This window comes from Pseudomonas medicaginis, assembly GCF_965119365.1.
Classification (GTDB): Bacteria; Pseudomonadota; Gammaproteobacteria; order Pseudomonadales; family Pseudomonadaceae; genus Aquipseudomonas.
On sequence record NZ_OZ221631.1, the window covers coordinates 5015794 to 5035486 of the forward strand.

The following is a 19693-nucleotide window of genomic DNA, read 5'->3' on the forward strand; positions in this document are numbered from 1 at the left end:
CCTTTCGGCGCCTTTTGCTTTGTTGCGACTAACGATCAGGCCATTTCAGCCGTGGTTTCGAAGTCGAAGGTCAGTTCGCCGTCCTTGATGTCGATGTGCACCACACCGCCATGCTCGGCCAGTTCGCCAAAGAGGATTTCCTCGGCCAGCGGACGCTTGATCTTGTCCTGGATCAAGCGAGCCATCGGCCGCGCCCCCATCGTCACATCGTAGCCACCTTCGGCCAGCCAACTGCGGGCCGCATCGGTAACCTCCAGCAACACACGCTTGTCTTCGAGCTGCGCCTGAAGTTCGGTAAGGAACTTGTCCACCACGCTCTTGATGACTTCATGGCTGAGGCGCCCGAACTGGATAATGGTGTCCAGGCGGTTGCGGAACTCAGGCGTAAAGCTCTTCTTGATCACTTCCATCGCATCGGACGAGTGGTCCTGATGGGTGAAACCGATCGAAGCGCGAGCCGCGGTTTCGGCGCCGGCGTTCGTGGTCATGATGACGATCACGTTGCGGAAATCCGCCTTGCGCCCGTTGTTATCGGTCAGCGTACCGTGGTCCATGACCTGCAGGAGCAGGTTGAAGACTTCCGGATGCGCCTTCTCGATCTCGTCGAGCAGCAATACGCAGTGCGGTTGCTTGGTGATGGCTTCGGTCAGCAGGCCACCCTGGTCGAAACCGACATAGCCCGGCGGCGCACCGATCAGACGCGAAACGGTATGGCGCTCCATGTACTCGGACATGTCGAAACGCACCAGCTCGATGCCCATCGCCTTGGCCAACTGCCGTGCCGCCTCGGTCTTGCCGACACCGGTAGGACCGGCGAACAGGAACGACCCCACGGGCTTGTCCGGCGACTTGAGACCGGCACGGGACAGCTTGATGGCGGTCGACAGCGAGTCGATGGCCGCATCCTGGCCGAACACCGTCAGCTTCAGGTCACGCTCCAGGTTGCGCAGCAGCTCCTTGTCGGAACTGGTGACATGCTTGGGCGGAATCCGCGCGATTTTCGCGACGATGTCCTCGACCTGCGGCACTTCGATGCGTTTGACGCGCTTCTCGATCGGTTGCAGGCGCTGGTACGCGCCCGCTTCGTCGATAACGTCGATGGCCTTGTCCGGCATGTGCCGGTCGTTGATGTAGCGCGAGGCCAGCTCAGCCGCCGCGCGCAGGGCTTCATCGCTGTATTCGATGTTGTGGTGCAGCTCGAAACGCCCCTTCAGGCCGCGCAGGATACCAATGGTGTCTTCCACCGAAGGCTCCGACACATCGACCTTCTGGAAACGCCGGGCCAGGGCACGGTCTTTCTCGAAGATCCCGCGGAATTCCTGGAACGTGGTCGAGCCGATGCAACGGATATCACCCGACGACAGCAATGGCTTGAGCAGGTTCGACGCATCCATGACCCCACCCGACGCCGCCCCGGCACCGATGATGGTGTGGATTTCATCGATGAACAGGATCGCCTGCGGACGTTTTTTCAGTTCGCCGAGCAATGCCTTGAAGCGCTTCTCGAAATCGCCGCGGTACTTGGTACCGGCCAGCAAGGCACCCAGGTCGAGGGAATACACCACGCTGTTGGCCAGCAGGTCCGGCACCTGGTTGTCGACGATACGCTTGGCCAGGCCTTCGGCGATCGCGGTCTTGCCCACGCCCGCCTCGCCCACCAGCAATGGGTTGTTCTTGCGGCGCCGGGCCAGGATCTGGGCAACGCGCTCGACTTCCGCCTCGCGCCCGACCAGCGGATCGATACGGCCCTGGCGCGCCAGTTCGTTCAGGTTGCTGGCATAGGCATCCAATGGGTTGCCTGAAGAAGAAGACTCACCGCCCTCGTCGTCCTGCATATCCTGCTCACCCTCGGAATGATCGCCATGCCCCGGCACCTTGGAGATGCCATGGGCGATGTAGTTGACGACATCGATACGCGCAACACTCTGCTGCTTGAGCAGGAACACCGCCTGGCTTTCCTGCTCGCTGAAGATGGCAACCAGCACGTTGGCACCGGTGACTTCACGCTTGCCCGAGCTCTGTACATGGAAGACAGCACGCTGCAAGACACGCTGGAAGCCCAGGGTTGGCTGGGTCTCGCGATCCTCGTCATGAACAGGGATCAACGGCGTGGTGGAGTCGATGAACTCCTGCAGATCATGCTTGAGTTTATCGAGGTTCGCGCCGCAGGCACGCAATACGGTGGCGGCAGCCTCGTTATCCAATAGGGCCAGCAGCAGGTGCTCGACGGTCATGAATTCATGACGCTTCGAACGAGCCTCCTTGAAGGCAAGATTGAGGGTGACTTCGAGCTCGCGGTTTAACATAGCTTCACCTCATACCCAAGTGGTCGGCGTTAACCGTCCTTCTCGATTTCACAGAGTAGCGGATGCTGGCTTTCCCGGGCGTACTGGTTGACCTGCATGGCCTTCGTCTCGGCGATGTCGCGGGTAAACACTCCACATACTGCCCGTCCCTCTGTATGGACGGCCAGCATGACCTTGGTCGCCAGCTCCCGATTCAGGTTAAAAAACACCTCGAGCACTTCGACGACGAAATCCATCGGTGTGTAGTCATCGTTGAACAAAACCACCTTGTACATCGGTGGCGCCTGTAACGCGGGCTTTGCTTCCTGAACAGCAATGCCTGCGGAATCGTCGTCGTGTAGATCCGGGCGATCCTGATTGAATGTTAGTCGAATCTGGCTGACTGCATGCATGGAAAGAAAGGTTCGTTTAGTTGGCGAATACAGTGATGGGGGCGCTTGTGGGCGATTTCAACCACGACCACCGGAGCCACCTTGACTATCGGAAAAACGGTGTTACAACCAATAGAGCCCATCGTGGGTTAAAAAGGTCCGCGGAATCTATCCTGTCAACAAGATTAGCCTGCGGATGGACTGGATGATACTCCAGTGATGGAGTGCGTTGCAGAGGGAAATGGGTTATGTCGGTCACCAAGATGAATGGCAAGGTGAAATGGTTCAACAATGCCAAGGGCTACGGATTCATTATTGCGGATGGCAGGGATAACGAAGACCTGTTCGCACATTATTCGGTGATCGATATGGAAGGCTATAAGACCTTGAAGGCCGGCCAACCCGTCACGTTCAACGTCATCCAGGGCCCCAAGGGCTTGCACGCGGTGAACATCAAGGTTGTCCTAGCCGAAGACGCCCCTGCTCCTGCCCCCGTCAACGTCAGGGTCACCGAGCCCCATTGACCGACAGTCGCCTCCCCCCAAATGAAAATGCCCGGTTCGATGATCGAACCGGGCATTTGCGCTGAGCGCCGACTCGCTTACATGTGCGAGATCAGGGCATCACCGAAGCCCGAGGACGACACCAGCTTGGCGCCCTCCATCAGACGTTCGAAGTCATAGGTCACGGTCTTGGCCGAAATCGCGCCGTTGGTGCCCTTGATGATCAGGTCGGCCGCTTCGGTCCACCCCATGTGGCGCAGCATCATTTCCGCCGACAGGATCAGCGACCCCGGGTTGACCTGGTCCTTGCCGGCATACTTGGGCGCGGTACCGTGGGTGGCTTCGAACATCGCCACGGTGTCGGACAGGTTGGCACCCGGCGCGATCCCGATACCCCCCACTTCCGCCGCCAGGGCGTCGGACAGGTAGTCACCGTTCAGGTTCAGGGTGGCGATCACGTCATATTCGGCCGGGCGCAGCAGGATCTGCTGCAACATCGCATCGGCGATGGCGTCCTTGACGACGACATTCTTGCCGGTCTTCGGATTCTTGAACTGCATCCAAGGCCCGCCGTCGAGCAGGGTCGCGCCGAATTCCTCGGCCGCCACTTCGTAGGCCCATTCCTTGAAGGCACCTTCGGTGAACTTCATGATGTTGCCTTTGTGCACGATGGTCAGCGAATCGCGATCGTTGTCGACAACATATTGCAGGGCCTTGCGAGCCAGGCGCTGGGTGCCCTGCTTGGAAACCGGCTTGACGCCGATGCCGCAATCCTCGTCAAAGCGGATCTTGGTCACGCCCATTTCTTCTTTCAGGAACTTGATGACCTTGGTGGCCTCGGCCGAACCGGCTTTCCACTCGATGCCTGCGTAGATGTCCTCGGAGTTCTCGCGGAAAATCGTCATGTCCACGTCGCCAGGCTTCTTGACCGGGCTTGGCACGCCTTCGAACCAGCGCACCGGACGCAGGCAGACATACAGATCGAGCTGCTGGCGCAGCGCTACGTTCAACGAACGGATACCGCCACCGACCGGCGTAGTCAACGGGCCCTTGATGGAAACCACGTAGTCCTTGACCGCATCCAGGGTTTCCTGGGGCAGCCAGGTGTCCTGGTCATAGACCTGGGTCGCTTTCTCACCGGCATAGACTTCCATCCAGGAAATCTTGCGCTTGCCGCCATAGGCCTTCTGAACCGCAGCGTCCACAACCTTGATCATGACCGGACTGATATCGACGCCAATGCCGTCGCCTTCGATGAAGGGGATGATCGGGTTGTCGGGAACATTAAGAGAATGGTCTGCATTGACGGTGATTTTGTCACCGACGGCTGGAACCTGAATCTTTTGATACCCCATGCTGAACTCCATTGCTTGGATTGAACATCTGGCTGCGTTCGAGCGTACCCCACTTGAATCGGCGCGCAAACCCTACGTTAGGCTCATCCGGGGTAAAGCGTTGCAGTTCGCGGCGTACAACCCTGAAAACCAAGGGAAAAGCGCCAAACATGAGCATAGCCCGCTCCTTGGGTACTGCGACGTTTAGACCAATGGACGTGTACGGAAGTCTATGAACCATCGGCAGATTGCCAGCTACCTATGTATAATGCCGCCGCTGACCACAGGGTCACGACGGCTGACGGCTCTATTACGAGACTTTCCGCCATTTGAAAGCCGGACCGTTACCGCGGCCCGACCGCTTGACGCTCGACTGATGCACCCAACATCACCGCGAAGAAACCTCGACATTCGGCTCACGGATGACTTTGAACGAACGCGCTTACCCGGCGCCCCTCGAGTTTCTGCGCATGCTTTAGCAAAGAAGAGAGTTAATCCGAATATGCCCACCCGCTCGAAGATCATCTATACCTTCACCGACGAAGCGCCTGCCCTCGCCACCTATTCGCTGCTGCCGATCGTCGAAGCCTTTACCGCTTCGGCCGATATCGCCGTGGAAACCCGTGATATCTCCCTCGCAGGGCGCATCCTGGCCAGCTTCCCCGAGCAACTGGGTGACAAAGCCGTAGCCGACCACCTCGCCGAACTGGGCGACCTGGCCGTTACGCCTGAAGCCAACATCATCAAGCTGCCGAACATCAGCGCCTCGGTGCCGCAACTGCAGGCCGCGATCAAGGAATTGCAGGCCCAGGGCTACGCACTGCCGGACTACCCGGAAACCGTGACCAGCGATGCCGAAAAAGACGCTCGTGCCCGTTACGACAAGGTCAAGGGCAGTGCCGTGAACCCGGTCCTGCGCGAAGGCAACTCCGACCGTCGCGCGCCGCTGTCGGTCAAGAACTACGCTCGCAAGCACCCGCACAAAATGGGTGCCTGGGCAGCCGACTCCAAGTCCCACGTCGCCCACATGAGCACCGGCGACTTCTACGGCAGCGAAAAAGCCGCCCTGATCGACGCCGCCGGCAGCGTGAAAATCGAGCTGATCGCCCAGGACGGCACTGCCACCGTCCTGAAGGAAAAAACCACCGTACAAGCCGGTGAGATCCTCGACTGCGCCGTGATGAGCAAAAACGCCCTGCGCGACTTCATCGCCGCCGAAATCGAAGACGCCGAGCAAAAAGGCGTCCTGCTGTCGGTTCACCTCAAGGCCACCATGATGAAGGTCTCCGACCCGATCATGTTCGGCCAGATCGTTGCCGAGTTCTATAAAGATGCCCTGGCCAAGCACGCACAAGTGCTGGAGCAGATCGGCTTCAACCTGAACAACGGCATCGGCGACCTGTACGCCCGCATCAAGGCCCTGCCGGCCGAGCAGCAGGCGCAGATCGAAGCCGACATCCAGGCGGTCTACGCAGCGCGCCCATCCCTGGCGATGGTCAACTCCGACAAAGGCATCACCAACCTGCACGTGCCAAGCGACGTGATCGTCGACGCCTCGATGCCAGCCATGATCCGTGACTCCGGCAAGATGTGGGGCACCGATGGCCAACTGCACGACACCAAGGCCGTGATCCCGGATCGCTGCTACGCCACCATCTACCAGGCGGTGATCGAAGACTGCAAGCAACACGGCGCCTTCGACCCAACCACCATGGGTAGCGTGCCAAACGTCGGCCTGATGGCCAAGAAAGCCGAAGAGTACGGCTCCCACGACAAGACCTTCCAGATCAAGGCCGACGGCGTGGTCCGTGTTTCGGACAGCAACGGCCGCACCCTGCTGGAGCAGAGCGTCGAGGCTGGCGACATCTTCCGCATGTGCCAGACCAAGGACGCACCGATCCAGGACTGGGTCAAACTGGCCGTCAACCGTGCCCGCGCCAGCAGCACCCCGGCGATCTTCTGGCTGGACCCGATGCGCGCCCATGACGGCGTCGTGATCGAGAAAGTCCAGACCTACCTGAAGGACTATGACACTGCCGGCCTGGACATCCGCATCATGTCGCCGGTCGACGCCATGAAGTTCACCCTGGCCCGCACCCGCGAAGGCAAGGACACCATCTCGGTGACTGGCAACGTACTGCGCGACTACCTGACCGACCTGTTCCCGATCATGGAACTGGGCACCAGCGCCAAGATGCTGTCGATCGTGCCGCTGATGAACGGCGGCGGCCTGTTCGAAACCGGCGCTGGCGGCTCGGCCCCCAAGCACGTGCAGCAATTGCTGGAAGAAAACTTCCTGCGCTGGGATTCCCTGGGCGAGTTCCTGGCCCTGGCCGCGTCCCTCGAACACCTGGGCGTGACCTACAACAACCCGAAAGCCCTGGTGCTGGCCAAGACTCTCGACCAGGCGACTGGCGAGTTCCTGGACCGCAACAAGTCGCCTTCGCGCAAGGTCGGCGGCATCGACAACCGCGGCAGCCACTTCTACCTGACCCTGTTCTGGGCCCAGGCACTGGCCGCCCAGGATGAAGACGCAGCCCTCAAGGCTCAGTTCGCTTCCCTGGCCAAGACATTGACCGACAACGAAGAAAAAATCGTTGCCGAGCTCAATGCCGTGCAAGGCAAGCCCGTGGACATCGGCGGTTACTACTTCGCCAACCCGGAGCTGACCAGCAAGGCCATGCGCCCGAGCAACACCTTCAACGCGGCAATCGCTGCGCTGGTGTAAGGTTGTAAGGAAGCACCACGAACCCCGGCCTTGTGCCGGGGTTTGTGTTCCTGGCGCCACCCCATTCCCCCTGACAAACTTGTTCCCCCTGTGGGAGCGAGCTTGCTCGCGATAGCGGCGTAGCATTCAACACGGATATTGACTGACACACCGCTATCGCGAGCAAGCTCGCTCCCACATTGATCCTATTCAGAAATTGAGATCGAGGACGCCACATGGATTGGAACCCCCACATAACCGTCGCCACCATCGTCGAGGACAACGGCCGTTTCCTGATGGTGGAGGAATCCAAGGGCGGGCGCGCCGTGCTCAACCAGCCCGCCGGGCACCTGGACCCGGATGAAACCCTGACCGAAGCCGCCGTGCGCGAAACCCTGGAAGAAACCGGCTGGGACGTCGAACCCACGGCCGTGGTGGGCATATATCTGTACACCGCCCCCAGCAACGGCGTGACCTACCAACGGGTCTGTTTCGCCGCCAAGGCCTTGAAACACCATCCCGAGTATCAACTGGACGATGGCATCCTCGGCGCCAAATGGCTGACCCGCGACGAACTGCTCGAACAGCGCGAGCACTGGCGCAGCGAGCTGATCATCCGCTGCATCGACGATTATCTGGCCGGTCATTGCCACAGTCTGGCGTTGATCCGTCCTTCTCTTTAGCCTTGCGCGCCCGGGCCTGATAGAATCGCGTCCTTTTTCAAGACACTCATTGAACTCCTATGCGTGATCCAGCCCCTTCTGACACACCCAAGAAGCGCGTCATTGTCGGCATGTCCGGCGGCGTGGACTCTTCCGTTTCCGCCCTTCTGCTGATCGAGCAGGGTTATGAGGTGGAAGGCCTGTTCATGAAGAACTGGGAAGAAGACGACGGAACCGAGTACTGCACCGCCATGGACGACCTGGCGGATGCCCAGGCCGTGTGTGACAAGATCGGCATCAAGCTGCACACCGCCAACTTCGCCGCCGAGTACTGGGACAACGTGTTCGAGCACTTCCTGGCCGAATACAAGGCCGGCCGTACGCCGAACCCGGACATCCTCTGCAACCGCGAAATCAAGTTCAAGGCCTTCCTCGACTACGCCATGATGCTCGGCGCCGACCTGATCGCCACCGGTCACTACGTGCGCCGCCGGGACATCGACGGCCGCACCGAACTGCTCAAGGGCCTGGACCCGAACAAGGACCAGAGCTACTTCCTGCATGCCGTCGGCGGCGAGCAGATCGCCAAGACCCTGTTCCCGGTAGGTGAACTGGAAAAGCCCGAAGTGCGCGCCATTGCAGAAAAACACCAGCTCGCCACCGCCAAGAAGAAGGATTCCACCGGGATCTGCTTCATCGGCGAGCGCCGTTTCAGCGATTTCCTCAAGCAATACCTGCCCGCCCAGCCGGGCGAGATCAAGACGACTGAAGGCGACGTCATCGGCCGTCACCATGGCCTGATGTACCACACCATCGGCCAGCGCCAGGGCCTGGGCATCGGCGGACTGAAAGACGCCGGCGAAGAGCCGTGGTACGTGCTGGTCAAGGACCTGGAGCACAACGAGCTGATCGTCGGCCAGGGCAACGATCATCCCTGGCTGTTTTCCCGCGCCCTGCTCGCCTCCGACATCTATTGGGTCAACCCGATCGACCTCAGCGAACCTCGCCGCCTGACGGCCAAGGTTCGCTATCGCCAGAGCGACCAGCCCTGCACCCTGGAAAAAACCGCCACGGGCTATCGAGCCACCTTCGATGACCCGCAGCGGGCGGTCACGCCCGGCCAATCCGTGGTGTTCTACGACGGCGACATCTGCCTGGGCGGTGGCGTGATCGAAGTCGCAGAACCCTGGAGCAGCCAGGCATGAACCCCATCCAGGAACAACTGACGGCATTGGGCGGCGTGTTTCTCGCCGCCGTACTGGTGGACAGGATCGCCAAGACCGGCCAGGCCACCGAAGCGGGCGTGGCCTGCATGCTCGGCAGCCTGCTGGTCCGCGATCCCAAGGACACCCTGGAAGTCTACGGCGGCGACGACCTGAACCTGCGCGAAGGCTATCGTGCGCTGATCGGCGCCCTGGAGCGCGACCCCAGCGCCCTGCAACGCGAACCGCTGCGCTATGCCCTGTCGATGCTGGGTCTTGAGCGCCAGTTGGCCAAGCGTGACGACCTGCTGGAGACCATCGGCAAACGCTTGCCGCAGATCCAGTCCCAGGTCGAGCACTTCGGCCCGGCCCACGAAAACGTCGTCGCGGCCTGCGGCTCGCTGTACCAGGACACCCTGAGCACCCTGCGCCAACGCATCCAGGTACACGGCGACATGCGCAACCTGCAACAACCGAGCAATGCCTCGAAGATCCGCGCCCTGTTGCTGGCCGGGATCCGCTCGGCGCGGCTGTGGCGGCAACTGGGCGGCCATCGCTGGCAACTGGTGATCAGCCGGCGCAAATTGCTGAAAGAGCTTTATCCATTGATGCGTAACGAATAAGTCGCTTCAACCGGTTTTTTTGTGGCGAGGGGATTCATCCCCGTTGGGCTGCGAAGCGGCCCCAAACCAGGCAACTCGGTGCGCCAAGAAGATTGAGTTCGCTGCTTTTAGGGCTGCTGCGCAGCCCAGCGGGGATAAATCCTCTCGCCACAGGTAATAAACAGTTTTATTTCGCTATGCGTAACACGCCGGTCAGTTGGCAACGGACCGGCGCTTGTTTTCATGTATGATACGCGCCCCATTTCGTTGCCCGACTGCCCGAGAACACCCCATGCAGCTCTCTTCGCTCACTGCGGTTTCCCCTGTTGACGGCCGCTACGCCGGCAAAACCCAGGCCCTGCGCCCGATTTTCAGCGAGTACGGCCTGATCCGTGCCCGCGTCCTGGTTGAAGTGCGCTGGCTCCAGCGCCTGGCCGCACACCCGGCCATCGGCGAAGTGCCGGCGTTTTCCGCCGAAGCCAACGCCGTCCTCAACGCCTTGACGGATAATTTTGCGCTGGAGCACGCCGAGCGCGTCAAAGAGATCGAGCGCACCACCAACCACGACGTCAAGGCCATCGAATACCTGCTCAAGGAGCAGGCGGCCAAGCTGCCGGAACTGGCCAACGTCAGCGAGTTCATCCACTTCGCCTGCACCAGCGAGGACATCAACAACCTGTCCCACGCCCTGATGCTGCGCGAAGGCCGTGATGAGGTGATGCTGCCCCTGATGCGCCAGACCGCCCAGGCCATCCGCGAACTGGCGATCCGCTTCGCCGACGTACCGATGCTGTCGCGCACCCACGGTCAACCGGCTTCGCCGACCACCCTGGGCAAGGAACTGGCGAACGTGGTCTACCGCCTGGAGCGCCAGATCGCCCAGGTGGCCGCCGTGCCACTGCTGGGCAAGATCAACGGCGCCGTGGGCAACTACAACGCCCACCTGTCGGCCTACCCGGACATCGACTGGGAAGCCAACGCCCGCGCCTTCATCGAAGACGAACTGGGCCTGAGCTTCAACCCGTACACCACTCAAATCGAACCGCACGACTACATCGCCGAACTGTTCGATGCGATCGCGCGCTTCAACACCATCCTGATCGACTTCGACCGTGACATCTGGGGCTATATCTCCCTGGGCTACTTCAAGCAGCGCACCATCGCCGGCGAAATCGGCTCCTCGACCATGCCGCACAAGGTCAACCCGATCGACTTCGAAAACTCCGAAGGCAACCTGGGCATCGCCAACGCACTGTTCCAGCACCTGGCGAGCAAACTGCCGATCTCCCGCTGGCAGCGCGACCTGACCGACTCCACCGTACTGCGCAACCTGGGCGTGGGCTTTGCCCACAGCGTCATCGCCTACGAAGCCAGCCTCAAGGGCATCAGCAAGCTGGAACTGAACGAGCAGAAGATCGCTGCCGACCTGGACGCCTGCTGGGAAGTCCTGGCCGAGCCGATCCAGACCGTAATGCGTCGCTACAACATTGAAAACCCGTATGAAAAGCTGAAAGAACTGACCCGTGGCAAGGGCATCAGCCCTGAAGCGCTGCAGACTTTCATCGATGGCCTGGACATGCCTGCCGACGCCAAGGCCGAACTGAAGAAGCTCACGCCGGCCAGCTACATCGGCAACGCGGCGGCACAAGCCAAGCGCATCTGATCCACGGCTTTACCTTTGAGACGCCCGGCCGCGCCGGGCGTTTTTATTCGCGTCTGAAAAGTATATTTTTTCAATAGGTTACACATGAATCCTGATATTCCTCTGCAACTCCTGGGCGGCATCACGGCACGGGAGTTCCTGCGCGACTACTGGCAGAAGAAACCCCTGCTGATCCGTCAGGCGATTCCTGACTTCCAAAACCCGATCGATGCCGACGAACTGGCTGGCCTGGCCTTGGAGGAAGAAGTCGAATCGCGCCTGGTAATCGAGCACGGCGAGCGCCCCTGGGAACTGCGTCGCGGCCCGTTCGCCGAAGACGAATTCAGCAAGCTGCCGGAGCGTGAGTGGACCCTGCTGGTACAGGCGGTCGATCAGTTCGTACCGGAAGTCAGCGAACTGCTGGAGCACTTCCGCTTCCTGCCAAGCTGGCGCATCGACGACGTGATGATCAGCTTCGCCACCCCGGGTGGCAGCGTGGGTCCGCATTTCGATAACTATGACGTGTTCCTGCTGCAGGGCCATGGCCAGCGCAACTGGAAAATCGGCCAGATGTGCGACTCCGAAAGCCCGCTGCTGCAACACGCCGACCTGCGCATCCTCGCCGACTTCGAAGCCACCGACGAATGGATCCTGGAACCGGGGGACATGCTCTACCTACCGCCGCGCCTGGCCCATTGCGGGGTGGCCGTGGACGACTGCATGACCTACTCGGTAGGTTTCCGTGCGCCGAGCGCCGCCGAAGTGCTGACCCACTTCACCGACTTCCTCAGCCAGTTCCTGCCGGACGAAGAACGCTACACCGACGCCGATGCGCGCCCGGTGGCCGACCCGCACCAGATCCAGAACGACGCCCTCGACCGCCTCAAGAGCCTGCTGGCCGAGCACATGAGCGACGAGCGTCTGCTGCTGACCTGGTTCGGTCAGTTCATGACCGAGCCGCGCTACCCGGAACTGGTGGTGGGCCCGGAACTGGAAGAAGACGACCTGCTGGCCAGCCTGGAGCAAGGCGCCGTGATCATCCGCAACCCGAGCGCGCGCCTGGCCTGGTCGGAAGTCGACGATGACCTGCTGCTGTTCGCCAGCGGCCAGAGCCGTTACCTGCCGGGCAAGCTGCGCGAGCTGCTGAAAATGATCTGCGCCGCCGACGCCCTGCACATCGAAAATCTCGGCCCATGGCTGGCCGACGAAGACGGTCGCGGCCTGGTCTGCGAGTTGGTCAAGCAAGGCAGCCTGGGGTTCGCCGATGAATAAAATTCACGTTCGTGTCGCAGACTGGCAAAAGGATAACGCCGAGATCCGGCGCATTCGTGAGACCGTGTTCATTGCCGAGCAGTCCGTCCCGCCCGAGCTGGAATGGGACGCCGACGATCAGGGCGCGGTGCATTTCCTCGCATTCGAAGGTGACTTCCCCATCGGCACCGCTCGCCTGCTGACCGACGGCCACGTCGGCCGCGTCTCGGTACTCAAGGACTGGCGCGGGCTGAAGGTGGGCGACGCTTTGATGCACGCGGTGATCGCGGAAGCTGAAAAACGCGGCCTCAAGCAACAGATGCTCAGCGCCCAGGTGCATGCCACACCGTTCTATGAGCGACTGGGCTTCGCCGTGGTCAGCGAGGAATTCCTGGAAGCAGGAATTCCCCATGTAGACATGGTCCGGCACTCGGCTTGATACCCCTGTGACGGGCGGGCTCTCTGTGGCGAGGGGATTTATCCCCGTCGGGCTGCGAAGCAGCCCCCCAAATCAATCGCCGCAGTGTGCCCGCTCAATGTAATTCAGCTCCATTGGGGCTGCTTCGCAGCCCAACGGGGATAAATCCCCTCGCCACAAAGTAATCATTGAGCTCACAACCAAAACGCCCCGCCATCCCCGATGCCGGGGCGTTTTGCCGTCTAACATTCAACTTGCACCACCCGAGGCCGACAAACTGGCAATATCAAGCCTTTGTCTCACGGAGAAATGGACATGCTGCTACGCACCCTGCTGACGCTGCTGCTGCTTGGTAGCAGCCTGTCAGCCATGGCCGACACGCAAATCGTGCCGCTGAACTACCGCACCAGCGCCGACCTGTTGCCGGTGGCGCAGAATTTCATGGGCAAGGACGGCCAGGTCAGCGCTTATGGCAATCAACTGATCGTCAATGCCGAACCCGGCAAGATCGAGGAACTGCGCCAGTTCCTGGCGCAACTGGACACCGCCCCCAAGCGCCTGCTGATCACGGTCGACACCAACGAAAACAACCTGCAGGGCGACCAGGGCTACTCGATCAACGGTGCCGCGCCGAGCCAGACCCGCATCATCAACCGCAGCACCGCCAGCCGTGACGGTGGCGTGCAGCAGGTGCAGGCCAGCGAAGGCCAGCCAGCGCTGATCCAGGTGGGCCAGAGCGTGCCGTTCACCAGCAGCCAGAGTGATAACTACGGCCGCGTGCAAAGCCAGACCGAATACCGCAACGTCACCCAAGGCTTCTACGTCACCGCCAGCGTCACCGGCGAAACCGTTCATCTGAGCATCAGTACCAACCGTGACCGCATGAGCCAGGAGCGTCCCGATGTAGTGAACGTTCAGAGTACCGACACAACCGTCAGCGGACGCCTGGGCGAATGGATCACCCTGGCCGGCGTGAATCGCCAGACCCAGGCCGATAAACAGGGCCTGACCCGCAGCTACTCGACCCAGGGCCGCGACGACATGATTTTGCGGGTCAAGGTCGACACCCTGAACTGAAGCACCAAAAACTGACTGATGAGTCGTATTAGACCAAAGATGTAGTGCTTGAAAAAAAGCACTACAAAACGTTTGACGAGCCAAAAAACCGAAGGCATGATGGCCTCGCTCCCGCTAATCAGGGGCCCTGGCAAGGGCCTTCGGGTCGACGCTTGCAACTACCCTGCGAGCCGATTCGTGTCTGTACCGCCCACAAGGTGTGTTTGACGAGGTTGCGACTGGAACGAAGTTGTCCCGAGGGACGGAAGCGTAACTAGGTAACCCGGCATCACTCTGAGTTCGTATTAAAGGCCCACGACGCCCGAATGCGCCCGCAGTTCGCCCCTACCTGCTCACTTTCCCCTCGAGCCCATCGTTCATCCCGTCGCCACCCCGCCTGAACCGACTTGTACCCCAGCCCCCTGGTCGGCAGGAGCAGGAATTTTCCACCAAGACCTATGCGACGAGGTTTATCTCCATGGCACTGACACGCGAACAGCAAATTGCAGCCCTTGAAAAAGACTGGGCTGAAAACCCGCGCTGGAAAGGCGTGAAGCGCAATTATTCCGCTGCTGACGTCGTCCGTCTGCGTGGCTCGGTTCAACCTGAGCACACCTTTGCGAAAATGGGCGCCGAGAAGCTCTGGAACCTGGTCACCCAGGGCGCCAAGCCAGCCTTCCGTCCCGAGAAAGATTTCGTCAACTGCATGGGCGCCCTGACCGGCGGCCAGGCTGTGCAGCAAGTCAAGGCCGGTATCCAGGCGATCTACCTGTCGGGCTGGCAAGTGGCCGCGGACAACAACTCCGCCGAGTCCATGTACCCTGACCAGTCGCTGTACCCGGTGGACTCGGTTCCAACCGTGGTCAAGCGCATCAACAACTCGTTCCGTCGCGCCGACCAGATCCAGTGGAAAGCCGGCAAGAACCCGGGCGATGAAGGCTACATCGACTACTTCGCGCCGATCGTGGCTGACGCCGAAGCCGGTTTCGGCGGCGTCCTGAACGCCTACGAGCTGATGAAGAGCATGATCGAAGCAGGCGCCGCCGGCGTTCACTTCGAAGATCAGTTGGCTTCGGTGAAGAAATGCGGCCACATGGGCGGCAAGGTCCTGGTTCCGACCCAGGAAGCCGTGCAGAAGCTGACCGCTGCGCGCCTCGCGGCCGACGTTGCCGGCGTACCGACCATCATCCTGGCCCGTACCGACGCCAACGCCGCGGACCTGCTGACCTCCGACTGCGACCCGTACGACCAGCCGTTCGTGACTGGCACCCGTACCCAGGAAGGTTTCTACAAGGTGCGCGCCGGTCTCGACCAGGCCATCGCCCGCGGCCTGGCCTATGCGCCGTACGCCGACCTGATCTGGTGCGAAACCGCCAAGCCGGACCTGGACGAGGCCCGCCGCTTCGCCGAAGCGATCAAGAAGGAATACCCGGACCAACTGCTGTCGTACAACTGCTCGCCTTCCTTCAACTGGAAGAAAAACCTGGACGACGCGACCATCGCCAAGTTCCAGCGCGAACTGTCCGCCATGGGCTACAAGCACCAGTTCATCACCCTGGCCGGCATTCACAACATGTGGCACAGCATGTTCAACCTGGCGCATGACTACGCCCGCAACGACATGACCGCCTACGTGAAACTGCAAGAGCAGGAGTTCGCCGACGCCGCCAAAGGCTACACCTTCGTGGCTCACCAGCAGGAAGTGGGCACCGGCTACTTCGACGACATGACCACCGTGATCCAGGGCGGCACTTCGTCGGTGACCGCACTGACCGGCTCCACCGAAGAAGAACAGTTCCACTGATACACGCCGTAAAACGGCCCTTGCGGACCGAGTAAAAGCTAACCGCAAAGCCGATGATCTGACGCCCCGACTGGTTCGGGGCTTTTTTTCGCCGTTTTTTTACACTTTGAAGTGACTGACCAGTTGCTGCAACTGGTTACCCAGGCGCGCCAGCTCGATACTGGAAGCGGCGGTTTCTTCGCTGGCCGAGGCGGTCTGTTCGGATACATCGCGCACGCTCAGGATACTGCGGCTGATGTCCTCGGCCACCGAGCTTTGTTGCACCGCGGCAGCGGCAATCTGCTGGTTCATGGCCTGGATGCCAGAAACCGCCTGGGTGATGTTGCCGAGGGAGATGCCAGCCTTGCCGGCCAATTCCACGCTGCTATCGGTCAGTTCGCGGCTATTTCGCATGATGCTCGACACCTGGCGCGTGCCGTTCTGCAGGCCCGCCACCAGGCTTTCAATCTCTTCGGTGGAATGCTGGGTACGCTGGGCCAGCCCACGTACTTCGTCGGCGACCACGGCAAAACCGCGCCCGGCGTCACCCGCGCGAGCAGCCTCAATGGCGGCGTTAAGGGCCAGCAAATTGGTCTGCTCAGCCACCGCCTTGATCACATCCATGATCTTGCCGATGCGCGCGCTTTCTTGCTCCAAGTCATCCATGGCGTCGACGGACCGCCCGACTTCGCTGGCCAAGCGCTCGATCTGAACGATGGCCTGTGCGACGACCTGGTCGCCAATACGGGCCTGTGCATCGGCCTCTGAGGCGACCGTGCAAGCCTGCTCGGCATTACGCGCGACTTCATGCACGGTGGCGGACATTTCGTGCATGGCGGTAGCCACCTGGTCGGTCTCGGTCTTCTGACTATTGACCCCGGCGCTGGTCTGCTCGGTGACGGCCGACAACTCTTCGGCGGCGCTGGCGATCTGAGTGACGCCATCGCGGATGCCACCGATCAAGTCGCGCAGCGTGGTGCCCATGCGCTGGATACCTTGCTGCAAGACACCCAGCTCATCACTACGGGTCACAACCATGTCTTGCGTGAGGTCGCCTGCTGCAATGCGATCGACCACAGCCAATGTGTCCTGCAACGGCCGCGTAATCTGGCGAGTGATGATCATGGCCGCAAGGATCCCCAACAGCATCGCCAAGGCAGTACAACTCAGTTGCAGGATGCGGGCCTGGGCGCTGTCCTCGTCACGGGAGACCAGTTGGCTGGCATACATTTCTTCAGACAGACGGGTAATGGTCTCGCCCAAATCGATGGTGTCCTGCACAGCCTTCTCAATGGCCTGGTTGCTGGCGGTGAAGTTCTGCACTGAACGGCGGTAAGCGATCAGCGCGGTTTCCAGCTGCTTGATGGTGTCGGCATAGGTCGGACCGAAAGCGCTGTTGAGGGTTTCGATGCCCTTGAGCGCATTTTCGAGCTGGCGGGTGGCGGCGAGTTCGGTGGCGCTGTTGGGGTTGCCGGTATAGCCACGCACTTCATAACGCACCAGTGCCACGTCCTCTTTTGCCTTGAGGATAATCCTGTACAACTCGAAACGGCGCTCATCCGAGGCAGGCATCGCTTCTACGTCATTGATGACCTTGGCAATCAGCGCGGCCCCCTTGACCGCATTGACACCCATCTCCTTGCGCATGGCGGCGTCACTGCGATAAGCCTCGCGCATCGTATTCAGTGCCACTTGGTACTGCGTGCTGGCCTGCTCGATCAGCGCAAGTTTTTTCAGGTTTTCAGGCTTTCTCAACTCGTTTGCGAGGCTTTTCTGCTTGGCGACAAACTGCTCCAGCGACGCCTGGATCAATGCACCTTTTTGTTCATCCCCCCGGTCCACCTGGTATTGCAAGCGAGCCCTGCGCAGATGATCAAGACGGTTGCCGAGCTCGGTGATGCTGGTCATTCGATCAGTACGCTCGATCATTTTCCCCAGGCTGAACCAGCCGGTCGCGGCAAGGACAGCGGTCAGAAGCAGCACAACGGCAAAGCCCAAAGCCAACTTGAGCATAACGCTGATATTCGCGAGCCAAGAATTCATGACATTCCTTTGGTAATCAGCCGCGAACGATAAAACTGACGCAGCAATGAAGGGAGCGATTGTCTAACCAGCATTGATATAGATGATTAGATGAGTGAGTCGCAAAAGATAGCTATTTGCCATCAATCCTTCAAGGCTCTAGGCCAGGCCTCGTACCGATTTTTGCTGGCAGAGAGGTGGCGCTTGACGGTCCAATGCCCGGACCGCGTTGCTGACAGCGCGAACAAGCCGGGCTCGGACGGGAGCGGCCATCATTCAGAACCACCCCTTACCGAGCCCTTCCCTTCGACGCACTGATAGAAAAATTGATCGAACGCAGTAACAGGAAGTCTGAAAAGGAGTAAAACGGCCAGCGCTGACAACTGCAGTAGCGAGCATGTAAGAAAACTTCTCAGCTACTGCACAGCACTATTGATCAAAAGCACCCACAAACAATAATAATTATCATTTAGGAAAGGCTTTTCGTTGTTGCAACCTTCACGAAATATTATTGCTGAATAAACGGCCAATGCCCGCCCAGCCGGGGTTGCGGGGCCATGGAGGTACGCTATGTCCTTATTCCAATAAATAATTTCGCTATAGGAATTTTACTTGCCCGGTGTTTAGCCATAAAATCACCGCGATTGATTGCTGCGACATATCGTCACTGCGTTATTTCTTTTCAAGCTCAGAGACCTTTGCTCTCTGTTAAGGATTTCCAGCATGCCCGAAGCGACAGGACTCATGGCCCACAACTGGGGCTTTGCCATTTTCCTTCTGGGCGTTGTCGGCCTGTGTGCCTTCATGCTCGGCGTGTCGAGCCTGCTCGGGTCAAAAGCCTGGGGCCGCAGCAAAAACGAACCGTTCGAGTCCGGCATGCTACCTACCGGTGGCGCCCGCTTGCGGCTCTCAGCCAAATTCTATCTGGTCGCGATGCTCTTCGTGATCTTCGATATCGAAGCCCTCTTTCTCTTTGCATGGTCTGTGTCCGTCCGCGAAAGCGGCTGGACCGGATTCGTCGAAGCTCTCGTTTTCATAGCAATTCTGTTGGCAGGTCTTGTCTACCTTTACCGGGTGGGGGCGCTTGATTGGGCTCCGGAAGCTCGGCGCAAGCGGCAAGCGAAGCTGAAACAATGAGGCTTTGGCAATGCAATACAATCTCACCAGGATCGACCCCGATGCTCCTAACGAGCAGTATCCGATTGGCGAACGGGAAACCGTCGCCGATCCGTTAGAAGATCAAGTCCACAAGAACATCTTCATGGGCAAGCTCGAAGACGTGCTGAACAGCACGGTCAACTGGGGTCGCAAGAACTCCCTGTGGCCGTACAACTTCGGCCTTTCGTGCTGCTACGTGGAAATGACCACCGCCTTCACGGCGCCCCACGACATCGCGCGCTTTGGCGCCGAGGTGATCCGGGCATCGCCGCGCCAGGCGGATTTCATGGTTATCGCCGGTACCTGCTTCATCAAGATGGCGCCGATCATCCAGCGTCTCTATGAGCAAATGCTCGAGCCGAAGTGGGTTATCTCCATGGGTTCGTGCGCCAACTCCGGTGGCATGTACGACATCTACTCCGTCGTTCAAGGGGTGGACAAGTTCCTGCCCGTGGACGTCTACGTGCCTGGCTGCCCACCTCGCCCTGAAGCGTTCCTGCAAGGCTTGATGCTGTTGCAGGAGTCGATTGGCCAGGAGCGTCGCCCACTGTCCTGGGTCGTTGGCGATCAAGGCGTCTATCGCGCCGACATGCCATCGCAAAAGGAACAGCGCCGCGAACAGCGTATCGCAGTCACCAACCTGCGCAGCCCCGACGAAGTCTGATCCAGCTCTGCT

At 60.1% G+C, this 19693-nt stretch carries 16 protein-coding genes and 1 pseudogene; 12 read left to right on the forward strand and 5 right to left on the reverse strand.

The window, feature by feature from the left end:
- Positions 1 to 35 precede the first annotated feature (35 nt).
- Positions 36 to 2306 carry an ATP-dependent Clp protease ATP-binding subunit ClpA gene (gene clpA / locus ACMTA2_RS21780; protein WP_413791730.1) on the reverse strand — a complete coding sequence of 757 codons (2271 nt, stop codon included), beginning with the start codon at positions 2304 to 2306 and terminating at the stop codon, positions 36 to 38.
- Positions 2307 to 2335: 29 nt separating this feature from the next.
- Positions 2336 to 2698, reverse strand: coding sequence for an ATP-dependent Clp protease adapter ClpS (gene clpS, locus ACMTA2_RS21785; protein WP_003180089.1), 363 nt, complete (start codon positions 2696 to 2698; stop codon positions 2336 to 2338).
- 227 nt (positions 2699 to 2925) lie between these two features.
- On the opposite strand from clpS, the gene ACMTA2_RS21790 reads away from it, so the two are divergent.
- Entirely contained in the window at positions 2926 to 3201 is a 276-nt protein-coding gene (locus ACMTA2_RS21790; protein ID WP_413791731.1) for a cold shock domain-containing protein, read from the forward strand.
- 77 nt (positions 3202 to 3278) lie between these two features.
- On the opposite strand, the gene icd is transcribed toward ACMTA2_RS21790, so the two are convergent.
- The gene (icd, locus tag ACMTA2_RS21795) at positions 3279 to 4535 is read right to left on the reverse strand and encodes an NADP-dependent isocitrate dehydrogenase (protein ID WP_018609234.1); all 1257 of its coding nucleotides are present in this window, start codon (positions 4533 to 4535) and stop codon (positions 3279 to 3281) included.
- A gap of 481 nt (positions 4536 to 5016) precedes the next feature.
- Here icd and ACMTA2_RS21800 point away from each other — a divergent pair, with 481 nt between their 5' ends.
- The 9 genes from ACMTA2_RS21800 (at position 5017) to aceA (ending at position 15858) form a co-directional block, all read left to right on the forward strand.
- On the forward strand, positions 5017 to 7242 hold the full coding sequence (locus ACMTA2_RS21800) for an NADP-dependent isocitrate dehydrogenase (protein ID WP_413791732.1): 2226 nt from the start codon (positions 5017 to 5019) through the stop codon (positions 7240 to 7242).
- Between the two features lie 215 nt (positions 7243 to 7457).
- Positions 7458 to 7904: an NUDIX hydrolase gene (locus ACMTA2_RS21805; protein WP_413791733.1), complete on the forward strand. Its 447-nt coding sequence runs from the start codon at positions 7458 to 7460 to the stop codon at positions 7902 to 7904.
- A 59-nt stretch (positions 7905 to 7963) separates the two neighbouring features.
- Positions 7964 to 9088, forward strand: coding sequence for a tRNA 2-thiouridine(34) synthase MnmA (gene mnmA, locus ACMTA2_RS21810; protein ID WP_413791734.1), 1125 nt, complete (start codon positions 7964 to 7966; stop codon positions 9086 to 9088).
- Positions 9085 to 9708: a high frequency lysogenization protein HflD gene (gene hflD / locus ACMTA2_RS21815; protein ID WP_060741554.1), complete on the forward strand. Its 624-nt coding sequence runs from the start codon at positions 9085 to 9087 to the stop codon at positions 9706 to 9708. The genes mnmA and hflD overlap by 4 nt, the downstream gene beginning before the upstream one ends.
- A 271-nt stretch (positions 9709 to 9979) precedes the next feature.
- A complete protein-coding gene (purB, locus tag ACMTA2_RS21820) occupies positions 9980 to 11350 on the forward strand; it encodes an adenylosuccinate lyase (RefSeq protein ID WP_413791735.1) in 1371 nt (456 codons plus the stop codon).
- Between the two features lie 84 nt (positions 11351 to 11434).
- Entirely contained in the window at positions 11435 to 12601 is a 1167-nt protein-coding gene (locus ACMTA2_RS21825; protein WP_413791736.1) for a ribosomal protein uL16 3-hydroxylase, read from the forward strand.
- Positions 12594 to 13019, forward strand: coding sequence for a GNAT family N-acetyltransferase (locus ACMTA2_RS21830; RefSeq protein ID WP_025212991.1), 426 nt, complete (start codon positions 12594 to 12596; stop codon positions 13017 to 13019). Before ACMTA2_RS21825 ends, ACMTA2_RS21830 begins: the two co-directional genes overlap by 8 nt.
- Positions 13020 to 13313: 294 nt before the next feature.
- On the forward strand, positions 13314 to 14075 hold the full coding sequence (locus ACMTA2_RS21835) for a secretin N-terminal domain-containing protein (RefSeq protein ID WP_413791737.1): 762 nt from the start codon (positions 13314 to 13316) through the stop codon (positions 14073 to 14075).
- 457 nt (positions 14076 to 14532) lie between these two features.
- Entirely contained in the window at positions 14533 to 15858 is a 1326-nt protein-coding gene (gene aceA / locus ACMTA2_RS21840; protein WP_014337679.1) for an isocitrate lyase, read from the forward strand.
- 99 nt (positions 15859 to 15957) lie between these two features.
- Here aceA and ACMTA2_RS21845 read toward each other — a convergent pair whose 3' ends face one another.
- Both ACMTA2_RS21845 and ACMTA2_RS21850 read right to left on the reverse strand, forming a co-directional pair.
- Positions 15958 to 16875 (reverse strand): methyl-accepting chemotaxis protein, encoded by a 918-nt coding sequence (locus ACMTA2_RS21845; RefSeq protein WP_373682450.1) that lies wholly within the window; start codon positions 16873 to 16875, stop codon positions 15958 to 15960.
- A pseudogene (locus ACMTA2_RS21850) lies at positions 16861 to 17880 on the reverse strand (methyl-accepting chemotaxis protein); the annotation flags it as partial. The pseudogene ACMTA2_RS21850 and the gene ACMTA2_RS21845, both read right to left, overlap by 15 nt.
- Positions 17881 to 18582: 702 nt before the next feature.
- Here ACMTA2_RS21850 and ACMTA2_RS21855 point away from each other — a divergent pair.
- Positions 18583 to 18996 carry an NADH-quinone oxidoreductase subunit A gene (locus ACMTA2_RS21855; RefSeq protein WP_030141323.1) on the forward strand — a complete coding sequence of 138 codons (414 nt, stop codon included), beginning with the start codon at positions 18583 to 18585 and terminating at the stop codon, positions 18994 to 18996.
- A gap of 10 nt (positions 18997 to 19006) precedes the next feature.
- On the forward strand, positions 19007 to 19681 hold the full coding sequence (locus ACMTA2_RS21860; protein ID WP_013693708.1) for a NuoB/complex I 20 kDa subunit family protein: 675 nt from the start codon (positions 19007 to 19009) through the stop codon (positions 19679 to 19681).
- Positions 19682 to 19693 lie beyond the last annotated feature (12 nt).

Excerpts from the sequence above, each read along its gene's own strand:
- clpA (WP_413791730.1), bottom strand. The coding sequence starts at position 2,306 with ATGTTAAACCGCGAGCTCGAAGTCACCCTCAATCTTGCCTTCAAGGAG.
- clpS (WP_003180089.1), bottom strand. The coding sequence starts at position 2,698 with ATGCATGCAGTCAGCCAGATTCGACTAACATTCAATCAGGATCGCCCG.
- ACMTA2_RS21790 (WP_413791731.1), top strand. The coding sequence starts at position 2,926 with ATGTCGGTCACCAAGATGAATGGCAAGGTGAAATGGTTCAACAATGCC.
- icd (WP_018609234.1), bottom strand. The coding sequence starts at position 4,535 with ATGGGGTATCAAAAGATTCAGGTTCCAGCCGTCGGTGACAAAATCACC.
- ACMTA2_RS21800 (WP_413791732.1), top strand. The coding sequence starts at position 5,017 with ATGCCCACCCGCTCGAAGATCATCTATACCTTCACCGACGAAGCGCCT.
- ACMTA2_RS21805 (WP_413791733.1), top strand. The coding sequence starts at position 7,458 with ATGGATTGGAACCCCCACATAACCGTCGCCACCATCGTCGAGGACAAC.
- mnmA (WP_413791734.1), top strand. The coding sequence starts at position 7,964 with ATGCGTGATCCAGCCCCTTCTGACACACCCAAGAAGCGCGTCATTGTC.
- hflD (WP_060741554.1), top strand. The coding sequence starts at position 9,085 with ATGAACCCCATCCAGGAACAACTGACGGCATTGGGCGGCGTGTTTCTC.
- purB (WP_413791735.1), top strand. The coding sequence starts at position 9,980 with ATGCAGCTCTCTTCGCTCACTGCGGTTTCCCCTGTTGACGGCCGCTAC.
- ACMTA2_RS21825 (WP_413791736.1), top strand. The coding sequence starts at position 11,435 with ATGAATCCTGATATTCCTCTGCAACTCCTGGGCGGCATCACGGCACGG.
- ACMTA2_RS21830 (WP_025212991.1), top strand. The coding sequence starts at position 12,594 with ATGAATAAAATTCACGTTCGTGTCGCAGACTGGCAAAAGGATAACGCC.
- ACMTA2_RS21835 (WP_413791737.1), top strand. The coding sequence starts at position 13,314 with ATGCTGCTACGCACCCTGCTGACGCTGCTGCTGCTTGGTAGCAGCCTG.
- aceA (WP_014337679.1), top strand. The coding sequence starts at position 14,533 with ATGGCACTGACACGCGAACAGCAAATTGCAGCCCTTGAAAAAGACTGG.
- ACMTA2_RS21845 (WP_373682450.1), bottom strand. The coding sequence starts at position 16,875 with ATGGTTGTGACCCGTAGTGATGAGCTGGGTGTCTTGCAGCAAGGTATC.
- ACMTA2_RS21855 (WP_030141323.1), top strand. The coding sequence starts at position 18,583 with ATGCCCGAAGCGACAGGACTCATGGCCCACAACTGGGGCTTTGCCATT.
- ACMTA2_RS21860 (WP_013693708.1), top strand. The coding sequence starts at position 19,007 with ATGCAATACAATCTCACCAGGATCGACCCCGATGCTCCTAACGAGCAG.